This is a genomic window from Pseudomonas sp. P7548 (genome assembly GCF_013386585.1).
In the GTDB taxonomy this organism is placed as follows: Bacteria; Pseudomonadota; Gammaproteobacteria; order Pseudomonadales; family Pseudomonadaceae; genus Aquipseudomonas.
Map to the genome: position 1 here is coordinate 1 of NZ_JACARO010000077.1, position 14,867 is coordinate 14,867.

General features: G+C 61.2%; 14 protein-coding genes. 12 read left to right on the forward strand and 2 right to left on the reverse strand.

Annotated features, from left to right (window positions below; all coding sequences use genetic code 11):
• The 5 genes from HX803_RS25925 to HX803_RS25945 all read left to right on the forward strand — a co-directional run.
• The coding region (locus HX803_RS25925) for an SDR family oxidoreductase (protein WP_178924615.1) at positions 1-238 on the forward strand (238 nt) is incomplete at its 5' end.
• Between the two features lie 36 nt (positions 239-274).
• Positions 275-1,255 (forward strand): substrate-binding domain-containing protein, encoded by a 981-nt coding sequence (locus HX803_RS25930; RefSeq protein WP_176997904.1) that lies wholly within the window; start codon positions 275-277, stop codon positions 1,253-1,255.
• On the forward strand, positions 1,252-2,751 hold the full coding sequence (gene araG / locus HX803_RS25935) for an L-arabinose ABC transporter ATP-binding protein AraG (protein ID WP_178924721.1): 1,500 nt from the start codon (positions 1,252-1,254) through the stop codon (positions 2,749-2,751). The genes HX803_RS25930 and araG overlap by 4 nt, the downstream gene beginning before the upstream one ends.
• A 19-nt stretch (positions 2,752-2,770) precedes the next feature.
• Entirely contained in the window at positions 2,771-3,736 is a 966-nt protein-coding gene (gene araH, locus HX803_RS25940) for an L-arabinose ABC transporter permease AraH (RefSeq protein WP_176997903.1), read from the forward strand.
• A 196-nt stretch (positions 3,737-3,932) separates the two neighbouring features.
• A complete protein-coding gene (locus HX803_RS25945; RefSeq protein WP_178924617.1) occupies positions 3,933-4,736 on the forward strand; it encodes an IclR family transcriptional regulator in 804 nt (267 codons plus the stop codon).
• Here HX803_RS25945 and HX803_RS25950 read toward each other — a convergent pair whose 3' ends face one another.
• Positions 4,737-5,789: an NAD(P)-dependent alcohol dehydrogenase gene (locus HX803_RS25950; RefSeq protein WP_178924619.1), complete on the reverse strand. Its 1,053-nt coding sequence runs from the start codon at positions 5,787-5,789 to the stop codon at positions 4,737-4,739.
• A gap of 182 nt (positions 5,790-5,971) precedes the next feature.
• Here HX803_RS25950 and HX803_RS25955 point away from each other — a divergent pair, with 182 nt between their 5' ends.
• Positions 5,972-6,865, forward strand: coding sequence for an AraC family transcriptional regulator (locus HX803_RS25955; RefSeq protein ID WP_176997900.1), 894 nt, complete (start codon positions 5,972-5,974; stop codon positions 6,863-6,865).
• Positions 6,866-7,034: 169 nt separating this feature from the next.
• Here HX803_RS25955 and HX803_RS25960 read toward each other — a convergent pair whose 3' ends face one another.
• Positions 7,035-8,699, reverse strand: a complete 1,665-nt coding sequence (locus HX803_RS25960) for an electron transfer flavoprotein-ubiquinone oxidoreductase (protein ID WP_178924621.1) — start codon at positions 8,697-8,699, stop codon at positions 7,035-7,037.
• A gap of 507 nt (positions 8,700-9,206) precedes the next feature.
• On the opposite strand from HX803_RS25960, the gene HX803_RS25965 reads away from it, so the two are divergent.
• From HX803_RS25965 to HX803_RS25990, 6 genes are all read left to right on the forward strand, one after another.
• A complete protein-coding gene (locus tag HX803_RS25965) occupies positions 9,207-9,956 on the forward strand; it encodes an electron transfer flavoprotein subunit beta/FixA family protein (protein ID WP_178924623.1) in 750 nt (249 codons plus the stop codon).
• A 2-nt stretch (positions 9,957-9,958) separates the two neighbouring features.
• Positions 9,959-10,888 (forward strand): electron transfer flavoprotein subunit alpha/FixB family protein, encoded by a 930-nt coding sequence (locus HX803_RS25970; RefSeq protein WP_178924625.1) that lies wholly within the window; start codon positions 9,959-9,961, stop codon positions 10,886-10,888.
• A gap of 169 nt (positions 10,889-11,057) precedes the next feature.
• Positions 11,058-11,873, forward strand: coding sequence for an ABC transporter substrate-binding protein (locus tag HX803_RS25975; RefSeq protein ID WP_178924627.1), 816 nt, complete (start codon positions 11,058-11,060; stop codon positions 11,871-11,873).
• Positions 11,874-11,882: 9 nt separating this feature from the next.
• Positions 11,883-12,245 (forward strand): DUF4398 domain-containing protein, encoded by a 363-nt coding sequence (locus tag HX803_RS25980; RefSeq protein WP_178924629.1) that lies wholly within the window; start codon positions 11,883-11,885, stop codon positions 12,243-12,245.
• Entirely contained in the window at positions 12,242-13,057 is an 816-nt protein-coding gene (locus tag HX803_RS25985) for an OmpA family protein (RefSeq protein ID WP_178924631.1), read from the forward strand. The genes HX803_RS25980 and HX803_RS25985 overlap by 4 nt, the downstream gene beginning before the upstream one ends.
• 278 nt (positions 13,058-13,335) lie before the next feature.
• On the forward strand, positions 13,336-14,775 hold the full coding sequence (locus HX803_RS25990) for a PLP-dependent aminotransferase family protein (protein WP_017138335.1): 1,440 nt from the start codon (positions 13,336-13,338) through the stop codon (positions 14,773-14,775).
• Positions 14,776-14,867 lie beyond the last annotated feature (92 nt).

A 14,867-nucleotide genomic window follows, 5' to 3' on the forward strand; every position in this document is an offset into this window, starting at 1 on the left:
CGTCAACGCCATCGCCCCGGGCTACATCGAGACCCAGCTCAACGTCGACTACTGGAACGGTTTTCCCGACCCCCATGCCGAGCGCCAGCGTGCGTTCGACCTGCACCCGCCCAAGCGCATCGGCCAGCCGATCGAGGTGGCGATGACCGCGCTGTTCCTCGCCACCGACGAGGCGCCCTTTATCAATGCCACCTGCCTGATGATCGATGGCGGGCGGTCAGTGATGTACCACGACTAGAACTCGCAGCTCTTCAATAACAACAAGAGGTGGTTCATGTTCAAGAAAACACTAGGCGCCGTGGCGCTGGCAGTGGCGTTCAGCGGTTTCGCATCGGCCGAAGAAGTGAAGATCGGCTTTCTGGTCAAGCAGGCCGAGGAGCCATGGTTCCAGACCGAGTGGGCGTTCGCCGAGAAAGCCGGCAAGGACCAGGGCTTCACCGTGATCAAGATCGCCGTGCCGGACGGCGAGAAAACCCTGTCGGCCATCGATACCTTGGCCGCCAACGGCGCCAAGGGCTTTGTGATCTGCCCGCCGGACGTCTCCCTCGGCCCGGCGATCATGGCCAAGGCCAAGCTCAATAACCTGAAAGTGCTGGCGGTGGACGACCGTTTTGTCGACGCCAAGGGCAAGCCCATGGAAGACGTGCCTTACGTCGGCCTGGACGCCTACAAGATCGGCCAGAAACAAGGCGAAGCCATGGCCGCCGAAGCCAAGCATCGCAACTGGGACTGGAAGGAAACCTATGCCGTCATTAACACCTTTGACGAACTGGAAACCGGCAAGAAACGCACCGACGGTTCGGTAGAAGGCCTCAAGGCCGCAGGCTTGCCGGCCGACCATATCCTGTTCAGCGCACAGAAAACCCTCGACGTGCCGGGCAGCATGGACTCGACCAATTCGGCCTTGGTGAAACTGCCGGGCACTGCGAAAAACCTGATCATCGGCGGCATGAACGACAGCACGGTGTTGGGTGGCGTGCGTGCCACCGAAAGCGCGGGCTTCAAGGCGGCCAACGTGATCGGCGTGGGTATCAACGGCACCGACGCCATCGAGGAACTGAAGAAATCCGACACCGGTTTCTACGGCTCGATGCTGCTGAGCCCTGACGCGTCGGGCTACAAGACCGCCAGCGCGATGTTCGAGTGGGTGACCAAGGGCACCGAGCCTGCCAAGTTCACCGCCTTGGATAACGTGACCCTGATCACCCGTGCCAACTTCAAGGAAGAGTTGAGCAAGATCGGTCTGTGGAAATGACCGGCGCGGCCTTGCGCTTCAATAGCATCGGCAAGGAATTTCCCGGTGTGAAAGCCCTGGCGCAGATCAGCTTTGAAGCGCGACCTCATGAGGTGCACGCGCTGATGGGCGAGAACGGCGCGGGCAAGTCGACCTTGCTGAAGATCCTCGGCGGCGCCTACCTGCCCAGCAGTGGCACGGTGCAGATCGGCGAACAGACCATGGCCTTCAAGAACGCTGCCGACAGTATTGCCAGCGGCGTGGCGGTGATCCATCAGGAGCTGCACCTGGTGCCGGAGATGACCGTCGCCGAAAACCTGTTCCTGGGGCATTTGCCGACGCGCTTCGGCGTGGTCAATCGCAGCCAGTTGCGCAAGCAAGCGTTGGCCTGTCTCAAGGGGCTGGCCGATGAAATCGACCCGGAGGAAAAGCTCGGGCGGTTGTCCCTGGGCCAGCGCCAGTTGGTGGAAATCGCCAAGGCGCTGTCCCGTGGCGCCCATGTGATTGCCTTCGATGAACCCACCAGCAGCCTGTCGGCGCGGGAGATCGACCGCTTGATGGCGATCATCACGCGCCTGCGGGATGAGGGCAAAGTGGTGCTCTACGTGTCGCACCGCATGGAGGAAGTGTTCCGCATCTGCAATGCGGTCACCGTGTTCAAGGATGGGCGATACGTGCGCACGTTTGATGACATGAGCACGCTGAGCCATGACCAGTTGGTGACCTGTATGGTTGGCCGCGATATCCAGGATATCTACGACTACCGGCCCCGCGAGACGGGTGAGGTGGCGCTCAAGGTCGAGGGTTTGCTGGGGCCGGGCCTGCGTGAACCGGTGAGCCTGAAGGTACACAAGGGCGAGATTCTTGGCCTGTTCGGATTGGTCGGGGCAGGGCGCACGGAGCTGTTTCGGCTGCTCAGTGGCTTGACCCGCAGCAGTGCTGGCAGCCTGGAGCTATGTGGGCAAACGCTGCAGTTGCACTCACCCCGCGATGCGATTGCCGCCGGCGTGTTGCTGTGCCCGGAGGACCGCAAGAAGGAAGGCATTATTCCGCTGTCCAGCGTGGCGGAGAACATCAATATCAGTGCGCGCGGCGCCCATTCGGCGTTTGGCTGGTTGCTGCGCGAAGGCTGGGAGAAGGGCAACGCCGAGCAGCAGATCAAGGCGATGAAGGTCAAGACGCCGAACCCGCAGCAGAAAATCATGTACCTCTCAGGGGGCAACCAGCAGAAGGCCATTCTCGGTCGCTGGCTGTCGATGCCGATGAAGGTGCTGCTGCTCGACGAACCGACTCGCGGTATCGACATCGGTGCCAAGTCGGAGATCTACCAGATCATCCATAACCTGGCGGCCAGCGGCATTGCGGTGATCGTGGTGTCCAGCGACCTGATGGAAGTGATGGGCATCTCCGACCGTATTCTGGTGATGAGCGAAGGGGCGTTGACCGGTGAATTGACCCGCGAACAGGCGGACGAAGCACGCCTGTTGCAACTGGCTCTCCCGCGTTCGCGGGCTTGAAGAATTCGAGGGTGTAGGTATGTCACAGGTAAAAACTGCAAAGGGCTTCTGGCCGGGTTTCAACCAGCGCAAGTTCCTCGACGACTGGGTGATGCTGCTGGCGGCGTTGACCATCTTTGTGCTCAGCGCGCTGTTCATCGACAACTTCCTTTCGCCGCTGAACATGCGCGGCCTGGGCCTGGCAATTTCCACCGTGGGCATTGCGGCGTGCACCATGCTGTTCTGCCTGGCGTCGGGGCATTTCGACTTGTCGGTGGGCTCGGTGATCGCCTGTGCCGGGGTGGTGGCGGGGATCGTGATCCGCGACACCGACAGCGTGGTGCTCGGCGTATCGGCGGCGTTGGCCATGGGCCTGGTGGTGGGGCTGATCAACGGCATCGTGATCGCCAAGCTGCGCATCAATGCATTGATCGCCACGCTGGCGACCATGCAGATCGTGCGCGGCCTGGCCTATATCTTCTCCAACGGCAAGGCCGTCGGCGTGATGGACGAAGGCTTCTTCGTGTTCGGCAACGGCCAGTTGATGGGCGTGCCGGTGCCGATCATCATCACCGTGCTGTGCTTTGTGTTCTTTGGCTGGCTGCTCAACTACACCACCTACGGGCGCAACACCATGGCCATCGGCGGCAACCAGGAAGCGGCATTGCTGGCGGGGGTGAACGTTGATCGCACCAAGATCATCATCTTTGCCGTGCACGGTTTGATCGGCGCGTTGGCCGGGGTGATCCTTGCCTCACGCATGACCTCGGGCCAGCCGATGATTGGCCAGGGGTTTGAGTTGACGGTGATTTCGGCTTGCGTGCTGGGCGGGGTGTCGCTGAGCGGGGGCATCGGCATGATCCGCCATGTGATTGCCGGGGTACTGATTCTGGCGATCATCGAGAATGCGATGAACCTGAAGAACATCGACACTTTCTACCAGTACGTGATCCGGGGTTCGATCCTGTTGCTGGCGGTGATCATTGACCGCATGAAGCAGCGCTGAGAACCCCGATCTAAACAACCCTGAAAATCCAATGTGGGAGCGGGCTTGCTCGCGAATGCTTTGTGTCAGCCAGCCCATCTATTTCTGACACACCGCATTCGCGAGCAAGCCCGCTCCCACATTTGGATCTCCACTGTATTGACGTTCAGCTTTTGCCATAATGGCGCCGTTTTCGTACTTCCCACATAGGCCCGATATGCAGGAAAACCCTCAGTCCCCCGTCAAAGACGCCGCCCCCACCGGCACCCAGACCCTGTTGCGTGGCCTGGGCGTGGTACAGGCGGTGGCGGCCGGTGCTCGGGATCTGAAAGAGATCGCCAGGCGCATCGGCACCACGCGCAGCACCACCCATCGCCTGGCCAGTTGCCTGGTGGAAGAGCGTTACCTGCGCGTGGTGCCGCAAGTCGGTTACCTGCTGGGCCCCAAGCTCATCGAACTGGGTTTCCAGGCGCGTGAAGAGTTGCCGCTGGTGACCTTGGCCATTCCTTATCTGGATGAGCTGTCGGCATTGACCGGCGACACCATCCACCTGGCCATCCGTGAATACGACGACGTGCTGTACCTGCACAAGAACCCGGGGCGCAACGGCCCGGAAATGCGCTCGCGGGTCGGCCATCGCATGCCGTTGGCGCGTACCGGTATTGGCAAGGCGTTGTTGTTGGATGACACGGTGCAGGAATGGCAGCGCCTGTACGAAGTGAGCCAGCCGGTTGTCGGCAAACACCAGCCGTGGCCGCAACACCCGGAACAGTCCTGGGCGCAGTTTGAGCAGCGCATGCACGAGTACGTGGTGGGGGGCTTTGCGTTCGATCTGGAAGACAACGAACCGTCGATCCGTTGCGTGGCGGCACCGGTGCGCGATGCCAGCCGGCGAATCGTCGCCGGCATCAGCATCGCCAGTACCGTGCCCTACATGCCGCTGGAGAAAATGGCCGAGCTGATCCCTGTGATCAAACAGGTCGCAGCGCGGCTGTCAGCGGAGTTGGGCGCGAAGGCCTGATCAGGCCTTCAAGGTCGCCATGTCGATGACAAAGCGGTACTTCACGTCGCCGGCGATCATGCGGGCGTAAGCCTCGTTGATCTGGCGGATGTCGAGCATTTCGATGTCGCAGGTGATGTTGTGCTCGGCGCAGAAATCCAGGACTTCCTGGGTTTCGGCAATGCCGCCGATCAGCGAGCCGGCCAGCACTTTACGGCCCAATACCAGCTTGGCGGCGTTGACCGGTGGGTCGACCGGTTCGATCAGGCCGACCAGGATATGCACGCCGTCAAAGCGCAGGGTGTCGAGGTAGGGGTTCAGATCGTGCTGCACCGGGATGGTGTCCAGCAGGAAGTCGAACTGCCCGGCGGCGGCCTGCATCTGTGCGTCGTCGGTGGACACGATCACGTGGTCGGCACCCTGGCGACGACCTTCTTCCGCCTTGCTGGCCGAGCGGGTGAATAGGGTGACTTCGGCGCCCATCGCCTTGGCGAACTTGATGCCCATGTGGCCCAAACCACCCATGCCCAACACGCCGACTTTGTCGCCGGCCTTCACGCCGTAGTGCTTGAGCGGCGAGTAGGTGGTGATGCCGGCGCAGAGGATCGGCGCGGCGCTGGCCAGGTCGAGTTTGGCCGGGATCTTCACCACAAAGTGCTCGCTGACCACGATGCTGTCGGAGTAGCCGCCCATGGTGTTGCTGCCGTCTACGCGGTCCGGGGTGGCGTAGGTCATGGTCGGGCCTTCGAGGCAGTATTGCTCAAGGTCCGCGTGGCAGGCGTCGCAGTGACGGCACGAGTCGACCATGCAGCCGACGCCGACCAGGTCACCGACTTTGTGCGCGGTGACGCTGGCGCCGACGGCGGTGACTTTGCCGACAATTTCGTGGCCGGGCATCAGCGGGTACACGGCGATACCCCATTCGTTGCGTGCCTGGTGGATGTCGGAGTGGCACACGCCGCAGTAGAGGATCTCGATGGCTACGTCATCGGCGCGCGGGCTGCGGCGCTCGAACGACATGGGGGCCAGGGGCGTGGTGGGCGACTGGGCGGCATAACCGATAGCGGTGTACATGGAGGCAACCTCGCAAAAGCAATCACAGGTGAGGCGGCGCATTCTCCGCGCCGGGTCCGTGGGCGGCCATGGCGATTGCTCCGAACCTCATGCCTATTCGTCCGGGAGTGCCGGGTGTTTGGATCCATGGGCCTTCAGACCTGCGATGATGTTCTCATCCCTTTTTCGCGAAGTTTTTTGCCATGTTGTTGACCCGCCATCTCGATGCCAACGCCACCCTGGTTGCCTTGATCGAGGGGCTTACGCCCTGCGACGGTTTCTCCCCGACGAACCTGCCCGGCGTGCAGGTACTGCGCGCCAGTTGCGACGTGGCGCGCGGGCCGCAGATCTATGAGCCGAGCCTGATGTTCGTGGCCCAGGGCAGCAAAGTTGCGTACCTGGGCCCGCGTACGCTGGAGTACGGCGCCGGGCATTACCTGATCCAGGCGATGCCGGTGCCGTTCGAGTGCGAGACCTTTGCCATGGCGCCGGATGCGCCGCTGTTCGGCGTGACGGTGGGCATCGACCGCGTGGTGCTGGGCGAGTTGGTGATGGCCATGGGAATCCAGGCCGGGCCGCCGCCGACCGCACAAACCCTGGAGTCGATGAGCTCGGTGGTGCTCGATGATGCGATGCGCGGTTGTGTCGAGCGACTGCTGCAGTGCCTGCACGATCCGCTGGAAAGCCGGATCATGGGCCCGGCGCGGGTACGCGAATTATTGTTCACCGCACTGCGCGGGCCACAGGCGGATGTGCTGCGCGCCTTGGTGGAACAGCAGGGGCAGTTTTCGCGGATTGCCACGTCGTTGAGCCACTTGCACGCTCACTATGACGAGCCGCTGAACATCGAAACCCTGGCCGGTTATGCGCACATGAGTGCGTCGACCTTTCACGAGCATTTCAAGCGCTGCACGATGTTGTCGCCGGTGCAGTACCTCAAGCGTTTGCGGCTGCTCAAGGCCCAGCAATTGCTGCTGGTGGAGGGCATGGGCGTGGCGCAGGCGGCGCACCGCGTGGGGTATCAGAGCACGTCGCAGTTCAGCCGCGAGTACAAGCGCTACTTCGAGCGCAGCCCGGGGGAAGAGCGCGCTGCCTAAATCTTATTGATTCAACTCGGTCAATGTGGGAGCTGGCTTGCCTGCGATAGCGGTCTGTCAGTGTCTTATGTGTAGCTGACCCCCCGCTATCGCAGGCAAGCCAGCTCCCACAATTGACCGCGTCGTGTCAGCTATAAAAAAGGCTCCCATTTGGGAGCCTACTTTTGGCTTACATATTCGGGTAAGTCGGCCCGCCCGCGCCTTCCGGCGTAACCCACGTGATGTTCTGCGAAGGATCCTTGATGTCACAGGTCTTGCAGTGCACGCAGTTCTGGGCGTTGATCTGGAAGCGCTTCTCGCCGTCTTCCTTGGTGATCACCTCATACACGCCGGCCGGGCAGTAGCGCTGCGCTGGTTCGTCGTAGAGCGGCAGGTTGGTGCCGAGCGGGATGCTCGGGTCCTTGAGCTTCAAGTGGCACGGCTGCTCTTCTTCATGGTTGGTGCTGGAGAGGAACACCGAGCTCAGCTTGTCGAAACTCAACTTGCCGTCGGGTTTGGGGTAGTCGATCTTCTTGCTGTCCTTGGCCAGCTTGAGGCAGGCGTAGTCCGGCTTGGTGTCGTGCAGGGTGAACGGCATCTTGCCGCCCAGGATGTTCTGGTCGAACCAGTTGAAACCGGCGCCGAGGATCGGGCCGAACTTGTGCATCGCCGGGCCGAAGTTACGGCTGGCGAACAGTTCTTCGTAGAGCCAGCTGTTCTTGAAGCTGTCGACGTAAGCGGTCAGTTCATCACCGCCTTCGGATTCGGCAAACAGGCGGTCGGCCACGGCGTCGGCGGCGAGCATGCCGGACTTCATCGCGGTGTGGCTGCCCTTGATCTTGGCGAAGTTCAGGGTGCCGAGGTCGCAACCGATCAGCGCGCCGCCCTTGAAGACCATCTTCGGCAACGAGTTCAGGCCGCCTTTGCAGATGGCACGGGCGCCGTAGCTGATGCGCTTGCCGCCTTCGAGGTACTGGGCCAGCACCGGGTGATGCTTGAGGCGCTGGAACTCATCGAACGGCGAGAGGAAGGTGTTGCTGTAGGACAGGTCGACGATCAGGCCGACGACCACCTGGTTGTTTTCCAGGTGATAGAGGAACGAGCCACCGGTGTTCTCGGCGCTCATGATGTCCAGCGGCCAACCGGCGGTGTGCACCACCAGGCCTGGCTGGTGCTTGGCCGGGTCGATTTCCCAGATTTCCTTGAGGCCGATGCCGTAGTGCTGGGCGTCGGCGTCGCTGTCCAGGTTGAAGCGCTGGATCAGTTGCTTGCCGATGTGGCCACGGCAACCTTCGGCGAACAGCGTGTACTTGCCACGCAGTTCCATGCCCGGGGTGTAGACGCCTTCTTTCGGGTTGCCTTCACGGTCGACGCCGAGGTCACCGGTGATGATCCCGCGTACCACGCCGTTTTCGTCGAACAGTGCTTCCTGGGCGGCGAAGCCTGGGTAGACTTCCACGCCGAGGTTCTCGGCCTGTTGGGCCAGCCAGCGGCACAGGTTGCCCAGGGAGATGATGTAGTTGCCTTCGTTGTGCATGGTCTTGGGCACAAAGAAGTCAGGGACCTTGGTGGAGGCTTCGGCGCTGCGCAGTACATAGATGTCATCGCGCACCACGGGGGTGTTCAGCGGGGCGCCGAGTTCTTTCCAGTCCGGGAACAGTTCGTTCAGGGCGCGTGGCTCGAACACGGCACCGGACAGGATGTGTGCGCCGACTTCGGAGCCTTTCTCGACCACGCAGACGCTGATTTCCTTACCGGCTTCGGCGGCCTTCTGCTTCAGTCGGCAGGCGGCAGACAGGCCTGCCGGGCCAGCGCCGACGATGACCACGTCGAATTCCATGTATTCGCGTTCCACAGGCTATCTCCTACTCAAGGCTCAACAGGCTTTTTTTTCTAATGGGTGGAGGTTCGGTGTCGTCTTGCAGCAACGGCAAGACCCACCTTTCTCTCTAGGTGGCGCATTATATCTACACCACTGTCAGCGTCCAATACAAACGTTTGTTTGAATTGCCCGCAGGCTAGGTAAATCCAAGTGGCGCGGCTTATGACTGGCTATTTTGCCGTATTGACCAGAATAGGTGTTCCGGTCAATATACGGTCGGTTTTGCGCTAACCGTAGGCAGACTGCAGGTTTCAAGAGCACGTCCAAAAGCAAGAAAGGTGGCGCGCGTCCAAGCAATGGCGCGCAGTTTACACGCTGCGATAAAGAATGACCTCTCAGTCACTACTGACGAACGGTCATCACTTCCCGTGAGCAAGGTCATCCGCCGACGTTTTTGGAGGTGCCCTTGTGTGCCGATGAGCATCAACCGCCAGGTTCGCCTAGGCGACTTTCTTTTCACCGGAGAGTAACGAGGAATCCATGAAGGTTCTTGTAGCTGTCAAACGCGTTGTCGATTACAACGTGAAAGTTCGCGTCAAGGCGGACAATTCCGGCGTCGACCTTGCTAACGTCAAGATGTCGATGAACCCTTTCTGCGAAATCGCTGTGGAAGAAGCTGTACGCCTGAAAGAGAAAGGCGTGGCGACTGAAATCGTCGTGGTTTCCATCGGCCCTACCACTGCTCAAGAGCAGCTGCGCACCGCCCTGGCACTGGGCGCTGACCGCGCTATCCTGGTCGAGTCCGCTGAAGACCTGACCTCCCTGGCCGTTGCCAAGCTGCTCAAAGCCGTTGTCGACAAGGAACAGCCTCAACTGGTGATCCTCGGCAAACAGGCCATCGACAGCGACAACAACCAGACTGGCCAGATGCTGGCTGCCCTGACCGGTTACGGCCAAGGCACCTTCGCTTCCAAAGTTGAAGTGAACGGCGACAGCGTCGCAGTGACCCGTGAAATCGACGGCGGCGCACAAACCGTTTCGTTGAAACTGCCGGCCATCGTCACCACCGACCTGCGTTTGAACGAGCCGCGCTACGCGTCCCTGCCAAACATCATGAAAGCCAAGAAGAAGCCGCTTGAGTCGGTTACTCCAGACGCTTTGGGCGTTTCCACCGCCTCCACCAACAAGACCGTCAAGGTTGAAGCACCGGCTGCTCGCAGCGCGGGCATCAAGGTCAAGTCGGTTGCAGAACTGGTCGAGAAACTGAAAAACGAAGCGAAGGTAATCTAACCATGACTATCTTGGTAATCGCAGAACACGATAACAAGGCGCTGGCTCCGGCCACCCTGAACACCGTGGCCGCTGCCGCTAAAATCGGTGGCGACATTCACGTGCTGGTAGCAGGCCAGGGCGCTGGCGCCGTGGCTGAAGCCGCCGCGAAAATCGCAGGCGTGAGCAAAGTCCTGAACGCTGACAATGCGGCCTACGCGCATCAGCTGCCGGAAAACGTGGCCCCGCTGGTTGCAGAGCTGGGCGCTGGCTACAGCCACATCCTGGCTGCCGCTACCTCCAACGGCAAAAACATCCTGCCACGCGTTGCCGCGCAGCTGGACGTTGACCAGATCTCCGAGATCATCTCGGTTGAAAGCGCTGATACCTTCAAGCGCCCGATCTACGCCGGTAACGCCATTGCCACCGTGCAATCGACCGCTGCCATCAAAGTGATCACCGTGCGTGCCACCGGTTTCGACCCGGTTGCTGCAGAAGGGGGTTCGGCTGCCGTTGAAGCCGTCGCCGCTGCCCACGACGCTGGCACTTCCAGCTTTGTTGGCGAAGAACTGGCCAAGTCGGACCGTCCTGAGCTGACCGCTGCCAAGATCGTCGTTTCCGGCGGCCGTGGCATGCAGAACGGTGACAACTTCAAACACCTGTACGCCCTGGCCGACAAGCTGGGCGCCGCGGTCGGCGCTTCCCGCGCGGCCGTCGACGCAGGTTTCGTACCCAACGACATGCAGGTCGGCCAGACCGGCAAGATCGTTGCGCCACAGCTGTACATCGCCGTCGGTATCTCCGGCGCGATCCAGCACTTGGCCGGTATGAAAGACTCCAAAGTGATCGTTGCGATCAACAAGGACGAAGAAGCACCGATCTTCCAGGTGGCCGATTACGGCCTGGTGGCGGACTTGTTCGAAGCCGTACCTGAGTTGGAGAAGCTGGTCTAATCCAGCCGCTTCACTTATAAAGAGCCCGGTCTTATGACCGGGCTTTTTTTTGCCCTGTAGGAGCCGGCTTGCCGGCGATGGGGCTGTCAAATCTGTATTGATCGTACGGACGCCATCGCCGGCAAGCCGGCTCCTACAAGGGATGCGTTTGTCATTGGGAGGAGGGGTCATGGAATTGCGTCGTTGGAGTGTATTGTTGGGGCTTGCGTTGTTGCCGGGCCTGGCGCTGGCCGCCGGCAAATGCGAGCGCCTGGTGATCACCGGCAGCCCGGACGCGCCACCGCTGCTGTGGCGTGACCCGCAAGATCCGACGCACCTGATCGGCGCCACCGCCGACGTGTTGCAACAGGTGGGCAACGACCTCGGCCTGAAAATCGACCTGCTCTACGGCGGCAAGCGCTCCCTGGCACTGGATGAAGTGCGCAGCGGGCGCATGGACATCCTGGCCGATGCGCCGCTGAACCTGGGCGAGCTGGAAACCCTCGACTACATCCACCCGGCGCTGGTGCAGATCGATTACCTGGTGTGGACCCGCAAGGATTCGCCGCTGGTGTATGCCTCGGCCGCTGACCTGCATGGCCACAAGGGCGCAGTGTCGGAGCGGGCGCGCTTGAGTGCCGAGTTCGAGATGTTTGCCAGCCGACAACTCAGCTTGCAGCGCCTGCCCAACCTGACCCCGGCGTTTCAGAAGCTGCTGCTCGGTGAGGTGGACTACGTGCTCGCTGGGCGTTATTCCGGCATGGCGATGGCCCAGACCCTGGGCATGAGCAATGACTTGGTCGCCCGCGAAGTGCCCATCGACCAGCCGGGCCTGTACCTGGCGATTTCCCACAACTCGGCCTGCAATGATCCGTGGCTGCGCGGACAGTTGGCGAAAAAGATGACAGAATTGCCCGCTTCCGGTGTGGCGCAAGCGGCGTTGCAGCGCAATCTGGAGCGTTGGAAAGCGCAATTGCAGCAACCCGTCGGCACCCCAGCAAAGTAAGGATTTTCAGTGACTCTTCGACCTCTTTTCGCGGCCCTCGCCGTTGTCGCTCTGGCGGGATGTGCAACCGATCCGGCACCGAATGAACAAATTCGCCTCACCCAGCAGGCCTTGGAACAAGCCAGTGCGGTGGGCGCCAGTACTGATGAATCGCCTGAACTGAAACTGGCTGAAGACAAATTCGCCCGGGCCAAGGCTGACATGGCCGATCAGTCCTACAAACACGCGCGCATGCGTGCCGAACAGGCCGAGCTGGACGCACGCCTGGCCGAAGCCCAGGTGCTGACCCGCAAGAGCCAGGAACAACTGAATGTGCTCAACACGCGCATCACCCGCCTGCGCAAGCAATTGCAGTTGGGAGAAGCCCAATGAGCCCGTTGATCCGTGGTTTGAGCTGTGTGTTGCTGCTGGGCAGCGCGGTATTGGGCGGTTGTGCCAACCAGCCCAACAGCGAACAGGCGTTGCAACTGGCCAGCAATGACTTCCAGAAGGTCAAGGAAGACGCCAATGTGCTGCGCTTTGCGCCCAAGGACATCATCCGGGCCGGCGAGTCCCTCGCCCGCGCCGACCGTTTGTCCAGCTACTGGGGCAGCGGCGCCGACGTGGTGCACTACGCCTACCTGAGCCAGCGCTACAGTGCCATCGCCCGTGAACACACTGAGCAGGCGCTCAACGCCGAGCGCGGCGTCAAGCTCGAACTGGAGCGCCAGCGCCTGCAATTGGCCCTGCGTGAAAACAAGCTGGCCAGTGTGCAGCAGCAGGGCAAGTGGCTGGAGCAGCAAATCGCCAGCCTGACCACTACCCAGACCGACCGCGGCCTGGTGATGACCCTGGGGGATGTGCTGTTCGACACCGGTGAAGCCGAGCTGGAAAACTCCGCCAACCGCACCGTGCTGAAAATCGTGCAGTTCCTGCAACTGAACCCCAAGCGCACAGTGCGCATCGAGGGCTACACCGACAACACCGGTGGCGAGCAGGAAAACCTGAAACTGTCCCGCGACCGTGCGCAATCGGTGGCCGATGTGTTGATGGACCTGGGCATCGATGAGCAGCGTATCGAAGTCCAGGGGTACGGCGACCAGTACCCGGTGGAGGCCAACGCTTCCGAGCGGGGCAGGGCGCAGAACCGTCGGGTCGAGATCGTCTTCTCCGACGAAAAAGGCCAACTCGGCGCCGCCCGCTAAAGTCTCTTGTAGGAGCCGGCTTGCCGGCGATTCAGGCACTTCGGTGTGTCAGGTAAACAGCGGTGATGCCATCGCTGGCAAGCCAGCTCCTACAGCTCTCTGTGAACCGATCATTGATCGGTTTTTTTATGCCTGCGATTCTGTTCAACCACCCTTACAGTTTTTACTGTCACTCCCGCCCGCGCTCGACTATTGTGGCAACTGTCCCCGTACACTTCTAAACTGTGCCGGTATGTTTCACACAAAAATAAAATACCCGTGAAATCGAGTGCTGCGTCATGACCAATCTGTTGCTTTACCAACGTATCGCCCAGCAACTGGCTGAGGATATCCGGCGCGGTGTCTATCAACCGGGGGAGCGCGTGCCTTCGGTGCGCAAGATGAGCTCCCAGCTCAATGTGAGCCATGCGACGGTATTGCAGGCCTACGCCAACCTGGAAGACCAGGGGCTGATCCGGGCGCGGCCGCAATCGGGCTACTACGTGCACCAGACCCCCGCGCTGACGGCCCCTACGCCGGACATCGCACGGGTCGAGCGCCCGGGGTTGGTCACCCGCAGCAGCATCATCCAGCAGGTATTGGTCGAGTCGCGCCGCGAAGGGGTGTTCCCGCTGGGCGCGGCTGTGCCGAGTGTCGACTACCTGCCCGTGCGGGCATTGCATCAGCAGTTGGCCAAGGTCACGCGCTTCCAGAGCCCACGGGCATTCAGCTACATGTTCAGTCCTGGCTTCGAGCCGCTGCGCCGCCAGGTCGCGATTCGCATGCGCGACGCCGGCGTGGTGGTGGACCCTTCCGAAGTGGTGATCACCCACGGCTGTGTCGATGCGTTGCAGATGTCGCTGCGTGTGCTCACACGCCCTGGCGACCTGATCGCCGCCGAGTCACCGACCTATTACGGTTTGCTGCAACTGGCCGACCTGTTGGGCCTTAAAGTCATCGAGATCCCCAGCGACCCGGCCACCGGCATGAGTCTGGAAGCCCTGCAATTGGCTGCCAACCAATGGTCGATCAAGGCCCTGGTGCTGACCACGCGCTTGAGCAACCCGCTGGGCGCGACCATGCCCGAGGAGCGCCAGAAGCAACTGCTGCGCCTGGCGTCGGACTTTGATATCCAGATCGTCGAGGACGATATCTACGGCGAGCTGATGTTCGAGCTGGGCCGCACCAAGGCGCTCAAAGCCTACGACCGCCTGGATCGGGTGATCTACTGTTCAAGCTTTTCCAAGACCTTGTCACCCGGTGTGCGCATCGGCTGGATGATCGCCGGCAAATACCAGCAGGAAATCCAGCGTTTGCAGATGTTCAGTACCCATTCGGCGTGCAGCGTGACCCAGATGGGCGTTGCGGCGTACCTGGAAAACGGTGGCTATGACCGGCACCTGCGCTACATCCGCCAGGAATACCGCAAGAACCTCAGCGCGTTTCAGCTGGCGGTGCAGCAGTATTTCCCGGAAGGCACGCAAATGACCCGTCCGACGGGGGGCTTTATCTTGTGGGTCAGTTTGCCGGGGCGGGTCAATACCCAGGAATTGCACGTGCGCGCCCTGCAGCAGGGCATCAGCATTGCGCCGGGGGTGATATTCAGTAATACGGAACAGTTCAACCACTGTATCCGCCTCAACTGCGGCACCCCGTGGAACCGTGAGGCAGAGCGCGCGCTGATGACACTGGGCATGCTTGCCAGCCAGTTGTGCCAGGAAACTGCAGCGGGTTTTTGAGGCGTGCATTGGGGACAGTACCGCTCGCTGGCTGATCAGCACGCTTGTCATGCCGCGCACAACAAGCGAGCATATGGCCCTCTGCCGTTAAT